Source organism: Nonomuraea harbinensis (genome assembly GCF_019396385.1).
In the GTDB taxonomy this organism is placed as follows: Bacteria; Actinomycetota; Actinomycetes; order Streptosporangiales; family Streptosporangiaceae; genus Nonomuraea; species Nonomuraea ferruginea.
Map to the genome: position 1 here is coordinate 36,494 of NZ_JAHKRN010000022.1, position 23,976 is coordinate 60,469.

Consider the following 23,976-nt stretch of genomic DNA (forward strand, 5'->3'; position numbering starts at 1 on the left):
ACCGTGTGTAAGGTCTTCAGTGCATTCCGTCGCGCAAATTGTCCCGATTTGTTCCGAATTGCGGTGGCGTCGGGACTAATGGGCGCAGAGCAGGTCGCCGACCCCATGGAACCGGGCCCCTCCCCCGCCCCCTCCGGCCGGCACCGCCTGATGCGGGCCGTCCGGGTGGTCCGCGGCGGCCGGCTTCACCCTCCAGGCCGGGGAGATCGCCTTCGTCGCCCTGTTCGCCGAGGAGCTCGGGCCGTCAGGCGAGCAGCTCGACCGCGCCGAGGCGGGCTGAGCGGGGACTCGGCCGGTCGAGGCCCTCCATCAGCGGGAACGTTGATCCCCTTTTCTCACCCGTACGATCACCATAAATGGATAAAGAAGTCCCATGGGGAAGATGCTCCGCTTCGACCCGGGCAACGCCCATTTTGAACACCTTTGGAGAAATGCGGGCGAGAAGCGAAGGTTCAGAACATAAGAACCGAATAGGGTGTTTTTAGGTACACGCCTGAGCTGCCCGAATCGCTGAATCACCGGGAGACAGCGTCCGGACGAATTCGGCGCACAGGCGGGGCCGCGTAAGCGGGCCACCTCGCAAGCTCTGCCGTGCGAAGGGAGCCGGCAATGACCAATCCACGCTACGCACGACCGCAGGAGACGTCCCGAGGTCAGGTGCCTCCACAAGCCCGTCAGGAAACGCCGCAACAGGCGCCTGCCCGGCCCACGATGGAGGCGCCCCAGCCGACCGGCTGGGTCGGCTGGGTGGCACTCGCCGGCATCGGGATGATGATCCTGGGATGCTTCCAGGCCTTCATGGGTCTGGTGGGGATCTTCAACACCGACTTCTACGTCGTCACCGCCAACAATCTGGCGATCCCCGTCAACTACACGGCCTGGGGATGGTTCCACCTGGCCATGGGTGTGATCGTCTTCCTCGCCGGCGCCGCGATCACGACGGGCAAGACCTGGGGGCGAGTGGTCGGCATCACCCTCGCCGCCCTCCAGGCGCTCGTCAACTTCGCCTGGCTGCCCGCGTACCCGGTCTGGTCGACGATCGTCATCGCCTTCGACGTCCTCGTCATCTACGCCCTGGCCGTCCACGGGAGGGAGATGAAGGCGTTCGACCGCGGCGCTGTCCCATAGGGGCGCTGATCGAGGAATCGGCGCTGCTTCGGCGGCGCCGATTTCTCGCCGCCCGTCGTCGGGCAACGGTCCAGCGCGAGCCAGGATGCCACGTCGGTTCCCCTCGGGGGGGATGGCCTGGTCAGCGCGGTCGGAGACCAGGCCGCAGGGTGGCGAAGCCGCCGCGTCAGTCTCCGGTCTTGCGCTCGCGCTCGTACGCGGCGTTGATGCGCAGCGCCTCGGCGAGCTGGTCTTCCAGGACGATGATCCGGCAGGCGGCTTCCACGGGGGTGCCCTGGTCGACGAGTTCCCTGGCACGGGCCGCGAGGCGCAGCTGGTAGCGGGAGTAGCGGCGGTGGCCGCCGCTGGAGCGTCTCGGCTCGATCAGCTTGGCGGTGCCGAGGGCCCGCAGGAACGTGGGGGTGACACCGAGCATCTCGGCTGCCGCACCCATGCTGTAGGCGGGGTAGTCCTCATCCTCGAACCGGTCGTCGGCCTCGTGTGTGACGCTGCCCGCGGTGCCGCCCGGGCGGGCGCCGGGTGTGTGGGTTTGATCCATAGATGCCTTTCATCATGCGAACAAGGGCCCCGGCGCCTGTATGCGCCGGGGCCCGAAGAGGTTCAACACCATCTACCGGCCATTCGGCCGGCCTACTGTATTCCGCATCCGCCCTGATGTGCGGCGGTGATGCGGGGATCGCGAATGCGTGACCGTAGACCACCTTCCAATCTTGTGGAACTGCGGCACCCGTCCGGCGGGACTCAGCCGGCGACGGGCGATCCTTCGATGGCGTTCAACGCTCCCTTCCTCAACTTGCCGGACTGACTGTCCACTTCCACTTCGGCAGCGCGTCCACGATCAGGACCCCTTACCACTGCGTTGGCCCATCACGTCCGACCTTCTGCCTTCACCTACTCAAACCTCGTCACGGGCAGTTCGTCGTGTTGCGGTAACTCTTCTGCTGCCCGGCGGATCCGTTCCTTTCGATGACAGGAACTCTAGCGCGTACGCCTTCGGATGTCTACTACGGCGAACATAGATTTTCGGTAGGGGCTCAGCTACGTACGGCCAGGTCCTGGGCGAGGTGGCCGATGACGTCGCGGGCGTCGTCCTCGATGCCGTTGATGAAGGTGGATCTGCGCCGCCGCAGCATGGGCAGGCCCAGCGCGTACAGTCCCGGGCTGTCGACCACGCCGCCGTCGTGGCGCAGCCGGCCCTTCTCGTCGACCACGGGCACGTCCAGCCAGCCGTAATCGGGCCGGAAACCCGTCGCCCACACGATCGTGCGGATCTCGCCGCTGTTCAGATCGAGCTGCAGGCGCGCCGACTCGGGCACCCGGGTCGGCTCGAAGCTCTCGGGCGGGCCGACCTCGGCCTCGCGGCCGGACGTGCGCGCCCACGCGTCGAAGCCGTCGAGCAGGCGCCTCATCTTGAGGTCCGCGAGCGAGAACACGTTGCGCAGGCCGCCGGAGAACAGCGCGCGGCCGTCGCGCACCGCCGCCCAGCGGCCCACCAGCTCGACGCCCATGGCGGTGAGCGCGTTGAGGTCGAGCGTCGCGCGTTCGGGGGTGCCGACGAGCTGGGGCGAGGGCAGCCGCCTGGCCCGCGTGAGATCGTCGACCTCGTCGTAGCGCTGGTCCCACACGCCGGAGGCGTCCATCCACCACAGCACGTCGCGCCCGCGGTAGGTGCGGGGCAGCCGCACGTGCTCGCCCACCGAGAGGATCACCGGCCGGCCCGACCTGCGCAGCTCGGCGGCCAGTTGCACGCCGGTGGCCGACGCCCCCACGACGAGCACGCCGCCGTCGGGGAGCCGACCGGGCTCGCGGTAGCCGAACGGCGTCAGCTGCCGCACGGAGGACGGCACCGCCTCGCTGAACTTCGGCACCACCGGCTGGTTGCAGGCGCCGCTGGCGATGACGACCGCCCGGCAGCCGATCTCGCCGTGGTCCGTCGTCACGTCGTATCCGCCGTCGGTCCGCCGGACGGACGTGACGTTGGTGCTCGTTCGTACGGGAGCGCCCGAGAGCACGGCGAAACGCTCGATGAACTCGGTCACCTCCCCCATGGTCATGTAGCCGTCGGGGTCCGGGCCCTCGTAGCCGAGGCCGGGCAGGCGGCTCTGCCAGTTGGGGGTGAGCAGGCGGAAGGAGTCCCAGCGCTCGCGCCGCCAGGAGTTCGCCACCTCGCCGCGCTCCAGCACGACATGATCTATCGAACGGTCGCCGAGGAAGCGGCTCGCCGCGAGGCCCGCGTGCCCCGCCCCGATGACGACCGTTGTGACACGCTCGCTGATGACTCGGCCCTCAGGCGACTTCGACGGTGACGTCTGTCGGGTTGGTGATGGCGTCGAACACGGCCGAGCGCTTCTGCGACTGGGCCACCAGCGCCTCGATGTCCTGCTTCGAGGCGTCCGCGTCGATGTTGAAGGTCACCTTGATGTCGGTGAAGCCGTTGCGGACGTCGGCGTCGGCGCCGAGGATCCCGCGGATGTCGTGCTTGCCTTCGAGCGTCGCCTCGACCGAGCGCAGCTGGATGCCGCGGTTCTGCGCGACGGACGCGACGCCCGCCGTCAGGCAGCTGGCCAGGCCGACGAGGAGGTACTCGATCGGCGTGATGCCGTTGTCCTCGGCCGCGAAGACGTCGGGGTGGTCGGCGTCGAACACCGCTTCGTTCTTGTGGGTCTGCTCCTGCCCCAGACCGAAGAACTCCTTGACGGTGGTGGTGCTGTGGACGCCGTTCTGCCACTTGGAGGACGCCCGCCAGACGAACTGCGCGGCCTCCGGCGCGGTCTTCAGCACCTCGCGCGCGTCCAGCAGCGCCTGCACGTTCACTCCGTTGGCGACAGTCGTCATGTCCCGCACCCTTCGGCTACTTCCTGTACTTCCAGTAGGTATTTGACCATACACCCACGGTGGCGGCTACCATAGCTCCCATGTCACAGCCAGCCTCGACGCTCGCGGCCGGCATGGCCGGCACGGCCGGCACCGTGGAAACCCGGTATCTCGACCTGCCGCGGCCTGTCCCCCTCGACTGCGGCAGAGATCTGCACCCGGTGCGCGTAGCGTATGAGACCTACGGAGTCCTCTCGCCCCAGCGCGACAACGTCATCCTCGTGTGCCACGCGCTCAGCGGCGACGCCCACGCCGCCGGCCTGGCCAAGGTGCCGTCCGAGGAGAGCACCCGCGACGGGTTCGGGGCCGCCGACCGCGACGGCGCCGCAGGCAAGGGGCTTGGCTGGTGGGACGGGATGATCGGCCCCGGCAAGGCCTTCGACACCGACCGCTTCTTCGTCATCTGCACCAACCTGCTCGGCGGCTGCGGCGGCACGACGGGCCCGTCGTCCATCGACCCGGCGACGGGCAGGCCGTACGGGGCGGACTTCCCCGTGATCACGGTGGCGGACATGGTACGGACCCAGCGCGCGTTCCTGGACGTCCTGGGCATCGAGCGGCTCGCGGCGGTGGCCGGGGGCTCGCTCGGCGGGATGCAGGCCATGGAGTGGGCGGTCATGTACCCCGACCAGGTCGACGCCGTCGTGGCGATCGCCAGCACGCACGCGCTCCACCCGCAGGGCATGGCCTGGAACGCGATCGCGCGTGACTCGATCATGCGCGACCCCGCCTGGCAGGGCGGCCACTACTACGGCACGGGCCGGGCGCCCGACGGCGGCATGGGCGTGGCCAGGATGGTCGGCCACATCACCTACCTGTCCGCGCCGGCGCTCGACGACAAGTTCGGCAGGCGGCTGCAGTTCGCCGACGACCTCCGCTACACGATCACCGAGCCGGAGTTCGAGGTGGAGAGCTACCTCCGCCACCAGGCCGGCTCGTTCGTCAAGCGCTTCGACGCCAACACCTACCTCTACATCTCGCGCGCGCTGACGTACTTCGACCTCGCGCGGCAGTACGGCGGCGGATCGCTGACGCGGGCGCTCGAAGGCGTCGGCGCGCGGACGCTGCTGATCGCCTTCAGCTCCGACTGGCTCTACCCGCCGCAGGCGTCGGAGGAGGTCGCGCGGGCGCTGCGCGACCTCGGCAAGCCGGTCGAGTTCGAGGTGATCGAGGCACCGTACGGCCACGACTGCTTCCTGCTCGAAGAAGCGCGCCAGACTCCCATGATCCGCCGGTTCCTGGCTCAGGGCGGGACCGGATGACGTCGAAGAAGAGGCCTTCGTGACCGACCAGTTTTCCCGTGCCGAACAAGCCCGCGAGTTCGGGTTCGAGACCCGGCAGCTGCACGCCGGGCAGCGGCCGGACCCGAACACCGGCGCCCGCGCGGTGCCGATCTTCCAGACGACCAGCTACGTCTTCGAAGATCCCGAGTCCGCGGCGGCGTACTTCAACCTGCAGGAGTACGGCAACACCTACTCGCGCATCATGAACCCCACCGTCGCGGTGTTCGAGGAGCGGGTGGCGAACCTGGAGGGCGGCTGCGGCGCGGTGGCGTTCGCCAGCGGGATCGCCGCGCAGGCGGCCGCGCTCTTCACGCTGCTGGAGCCGGGCGACCACGTCGTCTCGTCCTCGGCGCTGTACGGCGGGACGGTCAACCAGTTCAAGCACCTGCTGCGCAAGATGAACGTGGAGCTGACCTGGGTCGATCCGGACGATCCCGACGCGTGGCGCCAGGCGGTGCGCCCGAACACGAAGGCGTTCTTCGGCGAGACGATCGGCAACCCCGCCGGCAACGTGCTGGACATCGAGACCGTGGCGGCCATCGCGCACGAGCACGGGCTGCCGCTGATCGTGGACAACACGTTCGCGACGCCTTACCTGTGCCGCCCGATCCAGTGGGGCGCCGACATCGTGATCCACTCGGCGACCAAGTTCATCGGCGGCCACGGCACGAGCATCGGCGGCGTGGTCGTCGAGTCCGGCGCGTTCGACTGGTCCAACGGGCGGTTCCCGGTGGTCGCGGACCCGTCGCCTGCCTACCACGGCCTGCGTTTCCACGAGACGTTCGGCACGTACGGCTATCTGATGAAGCTGCGCGCGGAGACCCTGCGCGACCTCGGGGCGGCGCTCTCGCCGTTCAACGCCTTCCTGTTCCTGCAAGGACTGGAGACCCTGTCGCTGCGGATGGACCGCCACGTCGAGAACGCGCGGGCGGTCGCGGCGTTCCTGGAGTCGCACGAGCTGGTCTCCAACGTGAGCTATGCCGGCCTGCCTGGCAGCAGGTACCGGCCGCTGGTGGAGAAGTACCTCCCGCGCGGCGCCGGCGCGGTGTTCTCCTTCGACTGCGCGGGCGGCCGGGAGGGCGGGCAGAGCCTGATCGGCGGGCTGACGCTCTGGTCGCACCTGGCGAACGTCGGCGACGCGAAGAGCCTGGTCATCCACCCGGCGAGCACGACGCACCGCCAGCTCGGCGATGCCGAGCTGCGGGCGGCCGGCGTCGGGCCGGGCACGGTGCGGCTGTCGGTCGGCACCGAGTCCGTCGAGGACCTGATCTGGGATCTGGACCAGGGGTTCGCCCGCGTCGCCAAGGCGATCGGGGAGAAGGAGGAGACGGCATGACCGAGCTCGGGCGTTACCAGGACCCGCTGACGATCCAGCGCGTGCTCCACGCCACCAGGTCGATCGCGATCGTGGGCCTGTCCGGCAACGAGCTGCGGGCCAGCTACTTCGTCGGCTACTACCTCAAACGGCACGGCTACCAGGTGATCCCGGTGAACCCCCGGGAGAAGGAGATCCTCGGGGAGACCTGCTACCCGAGCCTGCGCGACGTGCCCGTCCCGGTCGACCTGGTGAACGTCTTCCGCGCGCCGGACGCGCTGCCCGCCGTCGCCGAGGAGGCCGTGGCGATCGGCGCCGGCGCCCTGTGGTGCCAGTTCGGCGTGATCAACGAAGAGGGCGCGCGGATCGCTGAGGACGGCGGCGTGACCGTGATCATGGACCGCTGCATCAAGGTCGAGCACGCGCGCTACGTGGGCCGGATGCACTGGCTCGGCTTCAACACCCAGCGCATCACGTCCGTCCGCGCCGGGCTCCAGTAGTCACGCGCTCCGCCGGGTCGTCCCGTCGCGAACGCGACGGGCTCGGCGACGGCGGCCGCCGGTGAAAGTTTCACGTCGCGGACGCTACGGCGCGGTCCGCTTCACCGTGAAACTCCAGATGCGGGCGCTTCGGGGGCAGGTCTGCACCGCCGGTTCGGATCGCCCCCGTTGACGTGGGGGCGGGGTGTCGGATGTACTCCGCGACGACGCACCCACCGGAGCAGGCCATGTGGTTCGGCGGAAAGAAATGGTAGCGCTAACACGCGCTGTGGCCGCCCGCTCCGACCTAGCCAAGGAGCCCTGGATGTCCCTGAGCCGCAGGCAGTTCGGCAAGGCCGCCCTGGCGTCGGCCGCGCTGGCGGCCACCGGTGTGGCCGGTTTTCCCCGCGCGGCGCAGGCGGCCGGCACCGCCTACGTGTTCGCGTACTTCACCGAGTCCCCCAACCAGTCGGCCGCCGACTACGGCCTGCACCTCGCGGTCAGCCGGGACGGCTTGAACTGGGCGCCGCTCAACCAGAACAACCCCGTCGCGACTCCGACCGCCGGGCAGCAGGGCCTGCGCGACCCCCAGATCCACCGCAAGCTCGACGGCGCCTTCGTGGTGATCGCCACCGACCTGAAGGGCCTCGACTTCGGCACGACCAGTCAGTATCTGCACGTCTGGGACTCGGCCGACCTGACCGCCTTCACCGGCTACCGGCGGCTGCGCATGCACACCACGAACGGCCACACCTGGGCGCCCACGGTCTTCCGCGACGCCTCGCGGGGCCAGTACGGCATCGTCTACTCGTTCAACACCGGCGGCCGGGACATCCTGGCGGTCAACTACACCAGCGACTTCCAGTCGGTCAGCGCCCAGCAGCCGTTCTTCAGCCCCGCCTTCAACGTGCTCGACGGGGACATCGTCGTCGACGGCGGCACGACGTACCTCTACTACAAGAACCTGAACGACGGAAACCTCTACGGCGCCCGCTCGGCCACGGGACAGCCGAACAGCTTCACCACGTACACCGGCGGCCTGCGGATGGGCAACGCGATCGAGGCGCCGCTGCTGCAGAAGACCAACGAAGGCGGCTGGCGGCTGTGGGGCGACTCCTTCAGCCCGGTCAACAACGACTACTACCTGTGGTCGTCGTCGAACATCGGCGCCGGCGCGTGGACGGCGGCCGGTCAGCGGGACTACACCCCGCCGCTGAACTCCAAGCACGGCTCGATCGCCTCGATCACCGACGCCGAGTACAACGCGATGGTCGCGCGGTGGGGGCTGCCGAACTGGGTGCGGCTGAAGTCGTACAACTTCCCCGACTATTTCGTCCGGCACGCCGACCGGGTGGGGCGCATCGACCCCTACCCGTTCGACCCGCACCAGGATCAGTTGTGGCGGATGGTGCCGGGGCTGGCCGATCCGGCCGGGGTCTCGTTCCAGTCGGTGAACGTGCCGGGCGACTACCTGCGGCACAGCAACTACGCGGTCCGGCTCGACCCCGACGACGGCTCGTCCGTGTTCCGCGCCGACGCCACCTTCCACCGCGTGGCCGGGCTGGCGGACGGCGGCTGGTCGTCGTTCCGGTCGCACAACTTCCCGACCCACCACCTGCGGCACCAGGGGTACGTGCTGCGCATCGACCCGGTCAGCTCCTCGTCGAGCGCCACCGACCGCCAGGACGCGACCTTCCGGGTGGTCTCATGAGCGAGATCAGCCGCCGCCGGCTCTTCCAGGCCACGGGTGCCGCCGTCGCGCTCTCGGCCGCCGGCCAGGTGGCCGGCGCCTCCCCCGCGTCCGCGGCCGCGCTGCCGTGGGCCAGATCCGACATCGGCGTCTCGGCCCACGCCTTCGACCTCGGCCAGGTCCGGCTGACCTCCGGGCGCTGGCTGGACAACCAGAACCGCACCCTGAACTACCTGCGCTTCGTCGACGTCGACCGGCTGCTGTACGTCTTCCGGGCCAACCACCGCCTGCCGACCGGCGGCGCGGCGGCCAACGGCGGCTGGGACGCGCCCGGTTTCCCGTTCCGGTCGCACATGCAGGGCCACTTCCTGACGGCGTGGGCGCAGGCCTACGCCGTGCTCGGCGACACCACCTGCCGGGACAAGGCCGTCCACATGGTCACCGAGCTGGCCCGGTGCCAGGCCAACAACGCCGCCGCCGGGTTCACCGCCGGTTACCTGTCGGGCTTCCCCGAGTCCGACATCACCGCCGTGGAGAACCGCACGCTGACCAACGGCAACGTCCCGTACTACTGCATCCACAAGACGCTGGCCGGGCTGCTGGACGTGTGGCGGCTGATCGGCGACACCCGGGCCAGGACCGTGCTGCTCGCCCTGGCGGGATGGGTGGACACCCGCACCTCGCGGCTCGGCGCGAGCCAGCTGCAGGCCATGCTCGGCACCGAGTTCGGCGGCATGAACGCGGTGCTGACCGACCTGTACCAGATGACCGGCGACTCCCGGTGGCTGACCACGGCCCAGCGGTTCGACCACGCGGCCGTGTTCAACCCGCTGGCCGCGGGCCAGGACCAGCTCAACGGGCTGCACGCCAACACGCAGGTGCCCAAGTGGATCGGGGCGGCCCGCGAGTACAAGGCGACCGGCACCACCCGTTACCGCGACATCGCCGCGAACGCCTGGTCGATCACCGTCGGCGCGCACACGTACGCGAACGGCTCCAACAGCCAGGCCGAGCACTTCCGCGCCCCGAACGCGATCGCCGCCCACCTGACCAGGGACACCGGCGAGGCGTGCAACACCTACAACATGCTGAAGCTGACCCGGGAGCTGTGGCTGCTGTCGCCGACCCGGGCCGACTACTTCGACTACTACGAGAACGCCCTGCTCAACCATCTGATCGGGCAGCAGAACCCGGCCGACGCGCGCGGGCACGTCACGTACTTCACCCCGCTCAACCCCGGCGGGCGCCGGGGCGTCGGCCCGGCCTGGGGCGGCGGCACCTGGAGCACGGACTACGACTCCTTCTGGTGCTGCCAGGGCACCGGCATCGAGACCAACACCAAGCTGATGGACTCGATCTACTTCTACGACGGCACCACGCTGTTCGTGAACCTGTTCGCGCCCTCCACGCTCGACTGGAGCCAGCGCGGCATCACGGTCACCCAGACGACCTCGTACCCGGTCGGCGACACCACGTCGCTGCGGGTCACCGGCGAGGTCGGCGGGACGTGGACGATCCGCGTCCGCATCCCGGCCTGGACCCAGGGCGCGACGATCAGCGTCAACGGGGTGCAGCAGAACATCCCTGTCACCCCGGGCAGCTACGCCGGCCTCACCCGGTCGTGGGCGCCGGGCGACACCGTGACCGTGCGGCTGCCCATGCGGGTGGTCATGAAGGCCGCCAACGACAACCCCGGCCTGCAGGCCGTCACCTACGGCCCGGTCGTGCTGTCGGGCGACTACGGCAACACCGGCCTGTCGTCCGCCCCGGTCCTGGTCCCCTCGTCGATCACCCGTACGGGCGCCTCGTCCCTGGCCTTCACGGCGACGGCGGGCGGGGCGACGGTGCGGCTGGGGCCGTTCCACGACGCGCACGGCCACAACTACGTCGTCTACTGGAACACCGGCGGTCAGGGCGGCACCGGCTCCGGCTTCCGGCTGCTCAACGCGGCCAGCGGGCTGGTCCTCGGCATCCAGGACATGTCCACCGCCGACGGCGCCCCGGCGCTCCAGTGGACCGACAACGGCACCGCCGACCACGACTGGGTCCCGATCGTCGACGGCGACGCCCTGCGGTTCCGCAACGCGCACAGCGGCAAGGTGCTCGGGGTCGAGAACATGTCGGCCGCCGACAACGCCCGGGTGGTCCAGTGGGACGACAACGGCACCGCCGACCACCGCTGGACGGTCACCGACACCGGCGACGGCTCGGTCAAGATCCGCAACGTCCACAGCGGCAAGCTGCTCGGCGTGCAGAACGGCTCGACGGCCAACGGCGCCCCGGTGGTCCAGGACTCCGACAACGGCGGCGCGGACAACCGGTGGCGGTTCGTGCCGAGCGGCGCCCGGCGCGTCCAGAACGTGGCCACCGGGATGGTGCTCGGCGTCACCGGCATGTCCACGGCCGACGGCGCGCTCGTCGTCCAGTGGGGCGACACCGGCACCGCCGACCACCTGTGGACGGCGGTCGTCGACACGGGCGGCTACCTGCGGCTGCGCAACGGCCACAGCCAGAAGGTGCTGGGTGTGGAGAACATGGGCACCGCCTCCGGGTCGCGCGTCCTGCAGTGGGCCGACAACGGCACGGCCGACCACCGCTGGCGGCTGCGCCCCGGGCCGGGGGCCGCCTTCCGCATCCAGTGCGCCAACGGCGGCCGGGTCCTCGGCCTCGCCGGGACGTCCCAGGGCGCGCAGGTCGTGCTCGCCGACGAGGGAGCGGGCAACACCCTCTGGAGGTTCCTCTGAGGGCTACGCGGCGGTGGCCAGGCGGCGTTCCACGGCGGCCAGGCGGCGTTCGACCTCGGTCAGCCGGTCTGCCGTGGGGCAGCCGCGCAGCAGGTCGGCGAGCTGGTCGGCCTCCTGCTGTTCGAGCTCCACGGTGTGCGCGGGCGTGTCGGGGTCCGCTTCGTCGTAGAGCAGGAGGGTGCGTCCGGCGGGAGTGACGATGACGGCGAGGTGGTCTCCCCGCCGGGTGTCGGTGTGATGGACGGTCCCGATGCCGGGGATGGTGTTGCTCGTGATCTTCATGGGTCTCCTTCCCTGTGACGTCATGCGGGCAGGCTCTCCTGCCGCCGGTCGCCCCTGCCCCACGCGATCAGATCGGCGCTGAGCGGGACCTGGATGTCGGTGATGTCGAGCAGCGTGACGCGGATGCCCCACTGCCGGGTCGTCTCGCTGACCTGGCCGGCCAGGTCGGCGCCCGCGCCGGCGACCAGGGCGGGGAGTTCGGCCAGGTCGCGCCGGGCGATCTCGCGCCGCAGCACGTTCTCGGCGACGATCGTGGTGGCCGTCAGCGGGCCTTCCACCGCCGTCGCGAAGCGGACCGGGTCCTCGACGGCCGCCATGACGCCGGCCCTCGGACCCCCGTCACGCGGCCCAGCCTGCGCACCACCAGCCGCTCGTCCTCGCCGACGACGCGCACCGTCCGGGCGATGAGCGTGGCGAGCAGCAGAAGGCCCAGCAGGAGCCACACGGCCGGCGCCTGCCACGTGACCGTCCAGCGCGAACATGCCCTCATCCCCTGTCGACCTGGCTCGTCGTCGGCGCGAACCTCGTCACTTCAAGGAATTTCGAGCAATCGGGTCCGCTCACTTACCAGTTTGGCCCAGAAACAGAAATCCGGCTATCGGGGCCGGCACCCATTTCGCGGGGGCAAGACTATGTAGATTGTCGAATTCCACGGTGTAGCCGCACGTGGGGGCCGGGATTCAAGAGCCGGTCAACCGGTGAGCATTCTAACCTCGATTTGTTCCCGGCACGCATCGGCCGTCGTTTCCTGAAGGCCTTCCCGGGTACGGTGCGACCGGCATGAGGGATGGAAGACGGCGCCTGATGGATTACGTGCTCCCGCTGCGCTGGGAGGACGACTCCGGCCTGGAGGAGCTGACCGCCTACCTGCGCGCCCTGAGCCGCCGCGTACGGGTCGTCGTGGTCGACGGTTCTCCCGCGCCGCTGTTCGAGCGCCACGCCGCCGCCTGGCGCGGCCTCGTGACGCACGCCCGTCCGGACACCGATCTGCTCCGCGCCAACGGCAAGGTCGGCGGCGTGCTCACCGGCATGCGGCTGGCCCGCGCCGAGCACGTGATCATCGCCGACGACGACGTGCGCTACGACGAGTGGGCCCTGGCCAGGGTGGATCGTCTCCTGGACGAGGCCGAGCTGGTCCGGCCGCAGAACTACTTCGCGCGACTGCCCTGGCACGCCCGCTGGGACACCGCCCGCACCCTGCTCAACCGCGGTCTGGGGGCCGACTATCCGGGCACGTTCGGGGTGCGCCGCTCGTTCTTCGCCCGGATGGGCGGCTACGACGGTGACGTGCTGTTCGAGAATCTCGAACTCATCCGTACCGTACGCGCGCACGGCGGCAGGGAGCTGCGCCCGCTGGATCTCTACGTCCGGCGCCTGCCGCCCGACGCCGCCCGCTTCTGGGGCCAGCGCGTCCGGCAGGCGTACGACGATCTGGCGCAGCCCGGCCGCATGGCGCTGTTCCTGTCCGTGCTGCCGGGGCTGGCCTTCTGCCTGCTGCGCCGCCGGTATGTCCTGCCCGTGGCGGGCGCCGTACTGGCCGTGGGGGTGGCGGAGGCGGGGCGGCGCAGGGCGGGCGGGCGGCGCGTCTTCCCCGGCACGTCGGCGCTGTTCGCCCCGGTCTGGATCGTGGAGCGGGCGACGTGCGCCTGGCTCGCGGTCGGGGCCGCCGTGTGCGGCGGCGTGCCGTACGCCGGGCGCAGGCTCCGCCGGGCGGCCCATTCCGTACGGTGGCTGCGTCAGGCCGGGGCCTCGCGCTCGCTGGGGGCCCGGAAGCCGGCCACCTTGTGCGAGCCGTCGCAGAACGGCTTGACCGACGAGAACCCGCACCTGCACAGCGCGACCGTCGCCCGCCCCGCGGGGATCGGCACGCCGTCCTGAGTCACCAGCTCGAACGGCCCCCGGATCAGCAGGGGCCCGTCCTCGCAAGGCGTCACCGTCACCACGTCATCTCCCTGATGCGACATCCCACCCCTCTTCCCGGCGTGGCAGAGGGGACACCCGGGTTTCGCGCGCCGGTCCCCGGGCAGTCGCCCGGAGTGAGAAGGGGGACTCGTGACAGCGGTTGATGCCAGGAGGGCCAGGAGGGAAGGTCGCGGCGCCACCGGGCGGGAGCCGGCCACGAGGCTGCCCGCTCCGCGCGGGCCGGTCACCGCGACGCTCTTCGACCGCCTGACCCGTCCGCCGGACGACAGCCCGATCCCGCTGGACGTCACCGGCGCCGAGCTGGGCGACGACGACTTCCAGCTCGCCCTGTTCGCCTGCTACGAGCTGCACTACCAGGGCTTCGACGACGTGGACGAGCGCTGGGAGTGGGCGCCGCCGCTGCTGGCCGCGCGCATGGAGCTGGAGCGGCGCTTCGAGGAGACGCTCGCGGCGGCCGTGCCCCGGCCGCCGCTCGACGGCCCGGTCGAGGTGCGGCGGGCGCTCAGGGAGCTGACCGCCGACGACGACGGCCCCTCCCTGTCCGCCTTCCTGTCCCGCCGGGCCGGCCTGGAGCAGTTCCGCGAGTTCGTGATCCACCGGTCGATCTACCACCTCAAGGAGGCGGACCCGCACACCTGGGCGATCCCCCGCCTCCGGGGCCGGCCGAAGGCCGCGCTGGTGGAGATCCAGGCCGACGAGTACGGCGGCGGCCGGGCCGAGCGCATGCACTCCGAGCTGTTCCGCGCCACCATGCGCGGCCTCGGCCTGGACGACTCCTACGGCGCCCACCTCGGCCGCGTGCCGGGCATCACGCTGGCCATCTCCAACGCCATGTCGCTGTTCGGCCTGCACCGGCGGCTGCGCGGCGCCCTGATCGGGCACCTCGCCGCGCTGGAGATGACCTCCTCCCTGCCCAACCGCCGCTACGCCATCGGGCTGCGCAGGCTCGGCGGCGACGACACCGCCGCGCTCTTCTACGACGAGCACGTGCAGGCCGACGCCGTGCACGAGCAGATCGCCTGCCACGACCTGTGCGAGAACTTCGCCGCCGAACACCCGTGGCTGGCCGGGGACGTCCTGTACGGGGCGGCATGTGCGCTGCGGCTGGAACGCCTGTGGGCCGAGTACGTCCTCGGCCGCTGGGACGCGGGGCTGACGTCGTTGCGGCATCCCTGACGAGGGCTCGCCGATCTTCGTCACGTGAGGCATACTGTCGCCGCCTTAACAGTGATCATCCACTCACGTGCGGGCATCCTGTGGCGGAACCGGCGACGGAAACAGATGTCTGATCATGGCGTCGACCGGCGTAGATTTCTGACCGTCTCCGGCCTGTCCCTGGGGGTGGCGGCCTTGCCCACCGGCGCGACGGCCGCGACCCCGTCCCCTTCTCCCGCCCGTGCCGAGACGTGGGAGAACATCATCGAGAAGTCGTCCTTCGACAGCTGGACGGCCTTCGACCGGGAGTGGAACCGCCTCTATCCCTGGGGAGGCGACGACGACACCCACAACGGCGCCGCCCGGATGCACGCCGGCCAGATCTCACTCTCCGGGGGCGTGCTGACCCTGAAGGCGACCCGGCTGGCCGCGGCCGACGGGACCAGCCCGCACAAGCCGCACGCCCCGCTGTGGTACCGCTCCGGCGCCATCCACGCCAGGGAACAGATCATCGTCAACGACCAGTTCCCCGAGTACGACATCGAGGGCGAGTTCAGCGCCCAGACCGGGCCGGGCATCTGGCCGGCGTTCTGGACGACCGGGGAATGGCCGGCGTGGCCGCCGGAGACCGACATCCTGGAGTACGTGGGCGACTCCACCAACCTCTTCAACACCTGGAACAAGACCTCCAGCGGCGACGAGGGCGAGGAGGCCGGCGACGACTACTTCGTCACGCGGGAGCGGGTGCCCGTCGCGAACCCTGCCGCCTGGCACAAGTACCGGGTCTGGATGTACAAAGACGGCGACGACGTCGGGCTGAACCAGCAGCTGCCGGGGCCCACCGGCGACACCCAACTCCGCGCCCGCAACGTCTGGGTGGGCCGCACCCGCGCCTGGTGACGGTCCGCCCCGTGCGGATATCGAGGTTTTCACCTGTCGACGGGAGTCAGGAAGTCCTGGAGCTCGCGGTGCCGGAACTGGTACGTGGCGCCGCTGACGCGCAGCAGGTTGGCCTCGCAGGCCCAGTCGAGAAAGGCCCACAGCCGCAGCGGCAGCAGGCCACGCGCGGCCGCGACGGCCAGGCCGATCATGGTGCGGGCCCAGGCGATCGCGCCGAAGGCCAGGCCGAAGGTCACGCCGCCGACGAGCGCGCACAGCAGCGACTCGGCGACGTCGTGGTTCATGAGGAACACCAGGAAGGCCGCGACGCCGCCGATGAGGCCGAAGGCCAGCCCGATGACCGCGTTGCGGTGCAGGGCCTCTCGCGGGTGGGCCAGCTCGGCGTCCTTGCTCCAGCCCCCGGTGGCGATCGTGAAGACGACCCCGAGCGCGAAGGCGAGGGCGAAGGCGGCGGCCACCCCCGCGGCCAGCGGCAGCGGACCGGCGCCGGCCAGCCGCAGCGGCGGCAGACCGGTGAGCGCGCCGCACAGCCCGAAGCCCAGCAGGGTGAGGGGTTCGGCGCGGATCGCCTCCGGCACGGTCATGCGCTCGGCTCCCGGCCGGCCGGCCGCCGTCAGCCCGATGACGGCGCCCAGCACCAGTCCCCCCGTGCCCCCGGCGACGACCGCGAAGCCGGGACCGAAGGCCCTTCCCCCGGTCAGCGCGAGCCCGGTCAGCCCTCCGAGCACGCCGACGGGCACTCCCGCCAGCGCGCCCACCAGACCGCCGGTGACCCGGCGCCGTCGCGGCACCCCGGTCCGCCCACCGGCGGCGGCCGGCCACGGTGCCAGCGACAGCACGGTGGCGATGACCACCCAGCCCGCCATCAGCGCCAGGGTGAGCGACTGATCCGGCAGCTCACCGGCCGCCGAGCCCGTCCAGAACGCCAGCATCGCGATCACCGCGAACACCACACACCCCAGACTGTGCAGCACCCGCACCCGCCGCCGCCCTCCGATCGGCCACAACAGATGAGGCACAAGATCGATCGCCGTCAACCCAGGCGACATCCGCCCCACCCCAGCACCGCGACCCGCTTGCCCGCGCGGGTGAGGGACGAGGCCGGGCGGCGGCCCGTTGCGGCCTGCCTTCCCGCGTAGGTGGGAGATGAAGCCGGGCCGGGGCCGGTCGGCCTCGGTGGCGTGGTCGGACTGGTCGTGTAGGTGGGCCGCCAGGCGGACGAGCCATGAGCGGACCTGGTCAGGGCGGTAGGGGGTGCCGTGGGGGGCGCGGGGTGCGAGGTGGGTGGCCGCAGGCACGTACGCGTCAAGCAGCCTTCCGGCGATCAGTGCCGCTCCGGTGGCGGGGTCGGCGTCCGGGTCGGCGTGGAGCAGGTCGTCGGGGTGGCCGCCGGACTCCACGGCGGTCACGGTCAGCAGCAGCCGCCACGGCGTGGCGAGCGCGGCGTGCACGGCCTCGCCCGCCGGCCCCGACAGCGCCGCGTGGACGGCGTCGCGGTGCGGGGCGAAGGGGTGGCCGTCCGGCCAGCGGGCGCGCAGGTAGGTGCCGATCTGCTCGGTGTTGAGGTGTCTCAGCCTGATCAGGGCGGCGTTGTCCAGCCCCGCCCCGGCCGCGCGCAGCTCGGCGTGGCGGTCGGCGCGGCAGGTCACGACGACCGCGCCCGGCCGCCGCCCGGAGAGGTCGCTGTAGCGGTTGAGCTCGGCGAGCAGCCCGATCGCCCGGCGCGGCGGACCCGACGACGGCTCCGGGTCCAGCTCGTCCAGCCCGTCCACCACCGGCAGCACCAGGCGGTCGCGCACCAGCCGGTGCGCGTCCCTGGCCGCGACCCCGAACTGCTGCGCGAGCTGCTCGGCCAGCCAGGACTCGAACGGCCTGCCCAGGGTCCACCGGGCCGCGTTCAGGCGCACCGGCACCGGCCGGTCCCGGCCGGGCCGTCCCCCCAGCAGGGGTTCCAGCAGTTGCAGCACCAGCTCGACGGCGAGCACCGTCTTGCCCGCCCCCGACTCCCCCACGACCAGCAGGCGCCGCGGGCGCAGGCCGCCGAAGAACCGGCCGATCGCGTGCAGGTCGTGCGCCGCCCCGCCGCCCGAGGCGTCGTCAGGGCCGAAGGGAAGCGGCGCGAGACTGTAGCCGCCGAGCAGCCCTTTGCGTGCCCGGTCCTCCTCCCGGAGCACGCGCCGGGCCAGCAGCCGGACGGCGGGATCGGGCGGGGGGACGTCGGCGGGGGGCGGCTCGGGCGCGGGGGCGGCCGGTTCGGCCAGGGCCGCCCTGGCCGCCCGCCAGCGTTCGAGCTCGGCGGGGATCAGCTCGGGCGGATGGTCGCAGTAGTGGAAGCAGGCGGTGACGAAGGCCCGGACGAAGTCCCACCGGGGCAGCCTGTCGGTCTGCCGCAGGACGTGCGAGGTCGTGCTCTTCGGCAGGGCGTCGACCTTGGTCCCGTCGGCGGTCGACGTCTGACCGCCGAGGACGCGCAGCCTGCTCAGGGACGGCTCGCCGGCCCACTGCCTGAGCAGGGCCAGCGAGCGTACGAAGTCCGCCGTGCCGGCGGGGCCGGGGCCCGGCGGGCGGGGACGCTCCGCGGTCATCCGTCCCCCGTCCGGACCAGCGACCACGCGAAGCTCGCGCGGGCGCGCCGCGGCCACCGGCCGGCCACGCACCGGCCCTCCAGCGTCTGGACGTGGCGGCACTCCATCAGGAAGTTGCGCGCCTCGTCGGCCTCGACGAGCTCGCGGCCGACGGCGATGGGCACGAACCCGTGGCGGGGGATGTAGACCCATCGGCCCCGGTCCCAGTCGTAGGGGTCGAACCAGCGGTGACGCACCGTACCCGAAACGCGTACCTCCGGCCCGTCCCTGGTCAGCACGAACGACCCGTGCGAGCGCAGCAGGCTCATCCTGCTGACGTAGAACAGCTCCGTGCCGATGAAGGCGTTGATCCGCGCGTCCCAGTGGTCGTGCGACCAGCTCGACCCGCCGTCGGGCAGCAGCCCCGCCTCCCGGGTGAGCTGCCGCTCGAACCGGCGCTGGTTCCTGCGCTCGGCCTTCTCGATCACCCGGAACGAGCGCAGCCACCGCGACGACATCGTCCTGGACGCGCCCGCGCCGTCCATGAAGTGCTCCAGGAAGTCGGACGCGATCGGGTGGACGTCGCGGCCGCCGTCGATGATCGAGCGGAACAGCGCCACCAGCTCGGGGACGGGCCGGTCCGTCCGCCGCCGCAGTCCTCGCAGGAACATGCGCGCTCTCCCCCCGAGTGGGCCCGGCTCCGGGGTCATGGACACGTCCGGCGGTACTCTTCCTCCTGCACGTGGTTCTCCCATTCCTCGCGGGTGAGGGCGCGGCCCGCGTTGGCGCACGCCGCGGCCACCAGGTCGGCGGGGGTGCGGACGTTCCAGAGCCGCGCGGCGCCGTCGCCGCCCACCGTGGCGACGGACGCCCCGTCAGGGCCGTAGGCGACGTCGGTCACGCCGCCGGTGTGGCCGGTCATCGGCGCTCCGAGCCTCCGGTGGATCCGCAGGTCCCAGAGCTGCACGCCGCCGCCCGCTGAGCCGGTGGCGAGGATCCGGCCGTCGGGGCTGAACGCGAGCGCGCCGGTCGCCCCGTCCTCGTTGATCAGGGCGATGCCCGCCGGGCGGCGGCGTCCGACGTCCCACAGCCGGACCGCGTCGTCGGCGGCCGTGTAGGCGAGCGTCCGGCCGTCGGGGCTGAACGCCAGGTCGTTGACCAGCCCGCCGGCGGCGGCGGGCGGCGAGCCGGGGATCTCGCGGCGGGTGGCCACGTCGAAGAGCCGCACCCGCTCGTCGAAGCCCGCGCTGGCCAGCGTCGCGCCGTCCGGGCTGATCGCCATCCCGGTGACGACGTCGGTGTGGCCGGGGACGCGCAGGCGCGGCCCCGTCTCCCCGCGGCGGGCGAGGTCCCAGAACGCGATGTCCTGGCCGACCTGGACGGCGGCGAACCTGCCGTCGGGGCTGAGCTCGGCCACGCCGTCGAGGGTCTGGTCGTGGGCGAGCTCGCGGCGGCCCGCGACGTCCCAGAGCCGCAGGCCGTCCACGCCGGAGGTCAGGAGCGTGCGGCCGTCGGGGGTGAACTCGATCGTGGCCACGGAACGGCGGGTGCCCGTCGGCCTCATCGGCGGGCCAGCGGGCCGCTGGGTGGCGGTGTCCCACAGCTGGATCGCGGGATCCTTCTCGCCGGCCGCCCCGGCGGCGAGCGTGCGTCCGTCGGGGCTCAGCGCGACGGCCGAGCGCGCGGGCACGTGGGTCCCGATCTGCTGGCGGATCCGCGGGTCCGCCAGGCGCACCACGCCGTCCTGGCCGGCCGCGGCGAGCAGCGTCCCGTCCGGGCTGAACGCCACGCATTCGAGGACGCCGACGTTGTCGGCGAGCGTGAGGAGCCGCCGGCGGGCCGCGGTGTCCCACAGGACGGTGCGGCCGCTGCCTCCCGCGGTGGCGATCCGGGTGCCGTCCGGGCTGAAGGCGATCGCGGTGAACCCGGCGAGGCGGTCCTTGAGCTCGCCCGTCCGCTCGCGCGAGGCCAGGTCCCACAGCAGGGCGGTCCTTCCCTGGCTGACGGTGGCGAGGGTGGCGCCGTCCGGGCTGAGCGCGACGTCGAGGACGGTGTCGGCCTGCCGGGCGACGGGTTCGCCCCGCGGGCGGGAGGTGACGGGGTCCCAGAGCCGTACGGCCCTGCCTCTCGCGACCGCCATGACCGTGCCGTCCCGGCTGAAGGTCACCTCGCGGACGATGTTCGCCAGCTCCGGCCCGTGGTCGGGGCGGCCCATCGGAGGGCCGTGCGGGCGGTGCGTCGCGGCGTCCCACTGCCGGACGACGCCTCGGAAGTCGCCGGTCACGAGGGTCTTCCCGTCGGGACGGTACGCCAGCGCCGACACGACCGCTTCGTGCTCCAGCGGCCGGCCCAGCTCGCGGCGGGTGGCCACGTCGTAGAACCGGACGCGGCCCGCGCACGCGGTGGCCAGCGTGCGGCCGTCGGGGCTGAAGGCCAGGCGGACGTCCGAGCAGTCGTACTTCGGCCGGGTGATGGGCGCGCCGAGCTGCCGGCGCGACGCGGTGTCCCAGAGCCGCGCGGTGCCGTCGTCGCTCCCCGTCGCGATGGCGGAGCCGTCGGGGCTGAACGCCAGCGCCATGACGCCGCGCGCGTGCCCGGTGAGCGTCCCCCTGCCGGTGCGGGTCGCCGCGTACAGGACGCGGTTGCGCGCCTCGTCGGTCGGGGCGATGTCCCACGCGGCCACGGCCAGCAGTGAGGAGAGCGTGGCGTCTCCGGTGACCTCGCTCTGCGCGGCGAGCTGGCGAGAGATCGCCACCGCGCGCTGCCGTACGGCCTCGTCGGCCGCGGCGACGGCGGCGCCGGCCGCGCAGAGGGCGAGCACCGACAGCGCCGACAGACCGCCCATGACGAGACGGCGGCGGCGGGTCACGCGCCGCGCCTCCCGCACGGAGGCCGTGACGAAGCTCTCCGCGGTGGGTCCCGGCGGGGGGAAGCTGCCGGGGTCGCGGTCCCAGCGGGGCCTGCTGTCCTGGACGGCCAGCAGCCGGGGGCCCCGGTAGAGGAAGGCGGGGTCGCGGTGGTTCTCGGCCCACTGCCCGGCGGCGTCCAGGAGCCGGTCGTACACCTCCTGCGCGGCGAGGTCGGGTTCGAGCCACTGCCGCAGGGTGGGCCAGGCCGTCAGGAGCGCGTCGTGGGCGATCTCGACGGAGTCCTCGTGCAGGGTGAGCAGGCGGCGGCCGGCGAACGCGGACAGCAGCGCCGCGACCCGCTCCCCTGGGCGCGCGGACGCGGCGGCGTGCAGCTCGGCCAGCGTCGCCGCGCGCCGCGCCGGCCGGCCGCCGGGGGTGATCACCATCATCCGCCGGAAGATCCTGAGCGCGGCCTTGCGGTCCTCCGGTGGCAGCTCGCCGAGCGCCTCGTCAGCCGTACGCCGTACGGAGTCGCGGACCCGGCCGGACTCCTCGTAGCCGCGGACCGTCAGGGTGCGGCCCTCGCGTCGCTCCCAGGTGTTGCGCAGCGCCTGGGAAAGCAGGGGGAGGGCCGCGGCCCCGTAGCGATCGCCCGCTGACGGCCCGGCGCGCAGCTCGGCCAGGATGATCTCCACCAGGCCGGGTTCGAGCTCCAGGCCCGCCGCGGCGGCGGGGCCGGTGATGGCCAGCCGGAGGTCCGGCTCCGTCATCGGCTCGACGATCACCTGGCCGTCCTGGATGGCCTCGGCGAGGTGCGGGTAGGCGGCGCAACGTTCCCAGTAGTCCGCGCGCACCCCGACGATCACCGCGGCGCCTCCGGGGCGGGCCGCCATGGCGTGCAGGGCGCCGACGAACGCCTGGCGCTCCCGCTCGTCGGTCACCAGGGTGAACAGCTCCTCGAACTGGTCGACCACCAGGACGAGCCGGCCGGGCGGCCGCGGGTCGTCACGCAGTGTCCGCTCGATCTCCTCCGGGTGCCCGCCGAACGCCCGCGCCCAGGCTTCGGCGAGCGCGCGGAACGGCCGCGCGGTCGGCGTGACGAGCAGGCGCGGCCAGTCGTGCGATCCGGCGAGCGCCGGCATCAGCCCCGCCCTCAGCAGCGACGACTTGCCCACGCCCGAGGCGCCGGAGACCAGCAGGACGGTGCCGTGGTCCGTCAGCCGCCTTCTCAGACGGCCGAGGAGGTCGCGGGTCGCCCTCGTACGGCCGAAGAACAGCTCGGCCCGCCCGCTCTCGAAGGGCGCCAGACCCTGGTAGGGGCATAGATCGTGCGCATGGCCGTGATCCTCCCGCTCGCCCATGGCGCTCATTCTGGTCACTCGCCGCCGCTCCCATCAATCGCATTCGAACGGGGATCCGGGATGGCCCGGCCCGTCCGATTCCGTCCGATGTCGTCTCACCAGTGGCCTGAACAGCGTGGACGCGGTTTCGATGGTCCTCTCTGTCCGCACCGGCAGGGCTGACGAAATCGAACCGGGGGGTGTCGGAACCGTGGGGGATCCCTGTGCCGGGATGTCCTTGGGGGCGTTGCTGCGCGGGTGGCGGGAGCGCGCGCTGCTGACCCAGGAGCAACTCGCCGAACGGGCCTGTCTCAACGTCAGAACCGTGCGCCGCATGGAGAGCGGCGCGCTCCTGCGGCCGCGCGTCACGTCGATGCTGCTGCTGGCGGAGGCGCTGGAGCTGAACGGCGCGGACCGGGCGACGCTGAACGCCGCCGCCCACGGCCGGCCCGGCCCGGCGGTGGCGGGGCCGCCTCCGGTGACCGTGCCCCGGCAGCTGCCCGCCGACGTCGCCGCGCTGGCCGGCCGGGATCGGGAGCTGGCGGTCGTGGAGGGCCACCGCAGCGCGCACACGGTGCCGGTCGTCTGCGTCAACGGGATGGCGGGCATCGGCAAGACGGCGCTGGCCGTGCACGCCGCGCACCGGCTCGCGCCGCTGTACCCCGACGGCCAGCTCTTCGTGGACCTGCGCGGCCACGCCCCGAAGGCGCCCGTCGAGCCGGGCACGGCCCTCGCCCGCGTGCTGCGCACCCTCGGCGTCCCGGACGAGCACATCCCCTGGCACCCCGACGACCGCGCCGCGCTCTACCGCAGCGTGCTCGCCGGACGCAGGGTCCTGATCGTCCTGGACGACGCCGCCGGCGAGCACCAGCTCCTCCCGCTGCTGCCCGCGGGGCCGGGATGCCTGGTGATCGTCACCAGCCGCCGCCGCCTGACCTGTCACGGCGACGCCCGCGGCCTGTCGCTGGACGTCCTGCCGGTCACCGCCGGGATCGCGCTGTTCACCCGGCTGGCCGGCCTGGACCGCCGCGCCCCGTCGGACGGCCTGGCGGAGGTCGTGCGGCGCTGCGGGCTGCTCCCCCTGGCCATCCGCATCGCCGCCGCCCGGCTCAGGGCGCGCCCCGCCTGGGGGGTGCGGCATCTGCTCGACCGGCTCGCCTGCGACCGGCTGGCCGAGCTGGCGGACGGCCCGCACAGCGTCGCCGCCGCCCTGGACCGGTCGTACGATCGGCTGCCGGACGAGCAGCGGCGGGTGTACCGGCTGCTGGGCTCGGGCGGCCGCGCCGGCTTCGGCGCCGACACGGCCGCCGCGCTGCTGGACACGAGCATGCCGCGGGCGCGGCGGCTGCTGGACCAGCTGATGGACGCCCACCTCCTCCAGGAGACGTCACCCTGCTGGTACCGGATGCACGACCTGGTGCACGACCACGCCGCGGCGCTGTGAACGGCC

Annotated in this window: 19 protein-coding genes and 1 pseudogene; 10 read left to right on the forward strand and 10 right to left on the reverse strand. The window is 72.3% G+C overall.

Annotated features, from left to right (window positions below):
- The first annotated feature begins 711 nt into the window (after positions 1-711).
- A complete protein-coding gene (locus KME79_RS22900) occupies positions 712-1,128 on the forward strand; it encodes a DUF7144 family membrane protein (RefSeq protein WP_219546230.1) in 417 nt (138 codons plus the stop codon).
- Between the two features lie 166 nt (positions 1,129-1,294).
- Here the strand turns inward: KME79_RS22900 and KME79_RS22905 are convergent, their stop codons facing one another.
- The 3 genes from KME79_RS22905 to KME79_RS22915 form a co-directional block, all read right to left on the reverse strand.
- On the reverse strand, positions 1,295-1,666 hold the full coding sequence (locus KME79_RS22905; RefSeq protein WP_148033060.1) for a helix-turn-helix domain-containing protein: 372 nt from the start codon (positions 1,664-1,666) through the stop codon (positions 1,295-1,297).
- 496 nt (positions 1,667-2,162) lie between these two features.
- Positions 2,163-3,404, reverse strand: a complete 1,242-nt coding sequence (locus KME79_RS22910; RefSeq protein WP_308249020.1) for an NAD(P)-binding domain-containing protein — start codon at positions 3,402-3,404, stop codon at positions 2,163-2,165.
- 10 nt (positions 3,405-3,414) lie between these two features.
- Complete coding sequence (locus KME79_RS22915) at positions 3,415-3,963, reverse strand: OsmC family protein (protein WP_148033062.1); 549 nt, start codon at positions 3,961-3,963, stop codon at positions 3,415-3,417.
- 80 nt (positions 3,964-4,043) lie between these two features.
- Between KME79_RS22915 and metX the strand changes: the two genes are divergently transcribed.
- The 5 genes from metX to KME79_RS22940 all read left to right on the forward strand — a co-directional run bounded on the left by metX (position 4,044) and on the right by KME79_RS22940 (position 11,513).
- The gene (metX, locus tag KME79_RS22920; protein ID WP_219546231.1) at positions 4,044-5,264 is read left to right on the forward strand and encodes a homoserine O-acetyltransferase MetX; all 1,221 of its coding nucleotides are present in this window, start codon (positions 4,044-4,046) and stop codon (positions 5,262-5,264) included.
- A 19-nt stretch (positions 5,265-5,283) separates the two neighbouring features.
- Complete coding sequence (locus KME79_RS22925) at positions 5,284-6,621, forward strand: O-acetylhomoserine aminocarboxypropyltransferase/cysteine synthase family protein (protein ID WP_219546232.1); 1,338 nt, start codon at positions 5,284-5,286, stop codon at positions 6,619-6,621.
- Entirely contained in the window at positions 6,618-7,100 is a 483-nt protein-coding gene (locus tag KME79_RS22930; RefSeq protein ID WP_219546233.1) for a CoA-binding protein, read from the forward strand. Before KME79_RS22925 ends, KME79_RS22930 begins: the two co-directional genes overlap by 4 nt.
- A gap of 304 nt (positions 7,101-7,404) precedes the next feature.
- Positions 7,405-8,790 carry a glycoside hydrolase family 43 protein gene (locus tag KME79_RS22935; RefSeq protein WP_219546234.1) on the forward strand — a complete coding sequence of 462 codons (1,386 nt, stop codon included), beginning with the start codon at positions 7,405-7,407 and terminating at the stop codon, positions 8,788-8,790.
- Positions 8,787-11,513: a beta-L-arabinofuranosidase domain-containing protein gene (locus KME79_RS22940; protein WP_219546235.1), complete on the forward strand. Its 2,727-nt coding sequence runs from the start codon at positions 8,787-8,789 to the stop codon at positions 11,511-11,513. Before KME79_RS22935 ends, KME79_RS22940 begins: the two co-directional genes overlap by 4 nt.
- Positions 11,514-11,516: 3 nt before the next feature.
- On the opposite strand, the gene KME79_RS22945 is transcribed toward KME79_RS22940, so the two are convergent.
- Genes KME79_RS22945 through KME79_RS22955 form a run of 3 tightly spaced genes read right to left on the reverse strand, consistent with a single transcriptional unit; the run spans position 11,517 to position 12,285 of the window.
- On the reverse strand, positions 11,517-11,795 hold the full coding sequence (locus KME79_RS22945) for a cation:proton antiporter regulatory subunit (RefSeq protein WP_219546236.1): 279 nt from the start codon (positions 11,793-11,795) through the stop codon (positions 11,517-11,519).
- A gap of 20 nt (positions 11,796-11,815) precedes the next feature.
- Positions 11,816-12,112, reverse strand: coding sequence for an SPFH domain-containing protein (locus tag KME79_RS22950; RefSeq protein ID WP_219546237.1), 297 nt, complete (start codon positions 12,110-12,112; stop codon positions 11,816-11,818).
- The gene (locus KME79_RS22955) at positions 12,058-12,285 is read right to left on the reverse strand and encodes a hypothetical protein (protein WP_219546238.1); all 228 of its coding nucleotides are present in this window, start codon (positions 12,283-12,285) and stop codon (positions 12,058-12,060) included. Before KME79_RS22955 ends, KME79_RS22950 begins: the two co-directional genes overlap by 55 nt.
- Before the next feature lie 314 nt (positions 12,286-12,599).
- Between KME79_RS22955 and KME79_RS45120 the strand changes: the two genes are divergently transcribed.
- Positions 12,600-13,673, forward strand: a complete 1,074-nt coding sequence (locus tag KME79_RS45120) for a glycosyltransferase family 2 protein (RefSeq protein ID WP_246640266.1) — start codon at positions 12,600-12,602, stop codon at positions 13,671-13,673.
- Here the strand turns inward: KME79_RS45120 and KME79_RS45125 are convergent.
- A pseudogene (locus KME79_RS45125) lies at positions 13,637-13,759 on the reverse strand (hypothetical protein); the annotation flags it as partial. The gene KME79_RS45120 and the pseudogene KME79_RS45125 sit on opposite strands and share 37 nt — an antisense overlap.
- Before the next feature lie 88 nt (positions 13,760-13,847).
- On the opposite strand from KME79_RS45125, the gene KME79_RS22965 reads away from it, so the two are divergent.
- Both KME79_RS22965 and KME79_RS22970 read left to right on the forward strand, forming a co-directional pair.
- Positions 13,848-14,894 carry an iron-containing redox enzyme family protein gene (locus KME79_RS22965; RefSeq protein ID WP_219546239.1) on the forward strand — a complete coding sequence of 349 codons (1,047 nt, stop codon included), beginning with the start codon at positions 13,848-13,850 and terminating at the stop codon, positions 14,892-14,894.
- Between the two features lie 105 nt (positions 14,895-14,999).
- The gene (locus tag KME79_RS22970) at positions 15,000-15,773 is read left to right on the forward strand and encodes a LamG domain-containing protein (RefSeq protein ID WP_219546240.1); all 774 of its coding nucleotides are present in this window, start codon (positions 15,000-15,002) and stop codon (positions 15,771-15,773) included.
- Positions 15,774-15,802: 29 nt separating this feature from the next.
- Here KME79_RS22970 and KME79_RS22975 read toward each other — a convergent pair whose 3' ends face one another.
- From KME79_RS22975 to KME79_RS22985, 3 genes are read right to left on the reverse strand one after another with little or no spacing between them, the layout of a single operon-like run.
- Positions 15,803-18,358 carry an NACHT domain-containing protein gene (locus KME79_RS22975; protein WP_219546241.1) on the reverse strand — a complete coding sequence of 852 codons (2,556 nt, stop codon included), beginning with the start codon at positions 18,356-18,358 and terminating at the stop codon, positions 15,803-15,805.
- The gene (locus KME79_RS22980; RefSeq protein ID WP_219546242.1) at positions 18,355-19,008 is read right to left on the reverse strand and encodes a hypothetical protein; all 654 of its coding nucleotides are present in this window, start codon (positions 19,006-19,008) and stop codon (positions 18,355-18,357) included. Before KME79_RS22980 ends, KME79_RS22975 begins: the two co-directional genes overlap by 4 nt.
- A gap of 35 nt (positions 19,009-19,043) precedes the next feature.
- On the reverse strand, positions 19,044-22,547 hold the full coding sequence (locus KME79_RS22985) for a WD40 repeat domain-containing protein (protein WP_219546243.1): 3,504 nt from the start codon (positions 22,545-22,547) through the stop codon (positions 19,044-19,046).
- A 190-nt stretch (positions 22,548-22,737) separates the two neighbouring features.
- Here KME79_RS22985 and KME79_RS22990 point away from each other — a divergent pair, with 190 nt between their 5' ends.
- A complete protein-coding gene (locus KME79_RS22990) occupies positions 22,738-23,970 on the forward strand; it encodes a helix-turn-helix domain-containing protein (protein ID WP_219546244.1) in 1,233 nt (410 codons plus the stop codon).
- Positions 23,971-23,976 lie beyond the last annotated feature (6 nt).

Bases quoted from the DNA above. Each gene is read 5' to 3' on its own strand.
- KME79_RS22900 (WP_219546230.1), top strand. From the start codon at position 712: ATGGAGGCGCCCCAGCCGACCGGCTGGGTCGGCTGGGTGGCACTCGCC.
- KME79_RS22905 (WP_148033060.1), bottom strand. From the start codon at position 1,666: ATGGATCAAACCCACACACCCGGCGCCCGCCCGGGCGGCACCGCGGGC.
- KME79_RS22915 (WP_148033062.1), bottom strand. From the start codon at position 3,963: ATGACGACTGTCGCCAACGGAGTGAACGTGCAGGCGCTGCTGGACGCG.
- metX (WP_219546231.1), top strand. From the start codon at position 4,044: ATGTCACAGCCAGCCTCGACGCTCGCGGCCGGCATGGCCGGCACGGCC.
- KME79_RS22930 (WP_219546233.1), top strand. From the start codon at position 6,618: ATGACCGAGCTCGGGCGTTACCAGGACCCGCTGACGATCCAGCGCGTG.
- KME79_RS22935 (WP_219546234.1), top strand. From the start codon at position 7,405: ATGTCCCTGAGCCGCAGGCAGTTCGGCAAGGCCGCCCTGGCGTCGGCC.
- KME79_RS22940 (WP_219546235.1), top strand. From the start codon at position 8,787: ATGAGCGAGATCAGCCGCCGCCGGCTCTTCCAGGCCACGGGTGCCGCC.
- KME79_RS22945 (WP_219546236.1), bottom strand. From the start codon at position 11,795: ATGAAGATCACGAGCAACACCATCCCCGGCATCGGGACCGTCCATCAC.
- KME79_RS22950 (WP_219546237.1), bottom strand. From the start codon at position 12,112: ATGGCGGCCGTCGAGGACCCGGTCCGCTTCGCGACGGCGGTGGAAGGC.
- KME79_RS22955 (WP_219546238.1), bottom strand. From the start codon at position 12,285: ATGAGGGCATGTTCGCGCTGGACGGTCACGTGGCAGGCGCCGGCCGTG.
- KME79_RS45120 (WP_246640266.1), top strand. From the start codon at position 12,600: ATGGATTACGTGCTCCCGCTGCGCTGGGAGGACGACTCCGGCCTGGAG.
- KME79_RS22970 (WP_219546240.1), top strand. From the start codon at position 15,000: ATGTCTGATCATGGCGTCGACCGGCGTAGATTTCTGACCGTCTCCGGC.
- KME79_RS22975 (WP_219546241.1), bottom strand. From the start codon at position 18,358: ATGACCGCGGAGCGTCCCCGCCCGCCGGGCCCCGGCCCCGCCGGCACG.
- KME79_RS22980 (WP_219546242.1), bottom strand. From the start codon at position 19,008: ATGTTCCTGCGAGGACTGCGGCGGCGGACGGACCGGCCCGTCCCCGAG.
- KME79_RS22985 (WP_219546243.1), bottom strand. From the start codon at position 22,547: ATGGGCGAGCGGGAGGATCACGGCCATGCGCACGATCTATGCCCCTAC.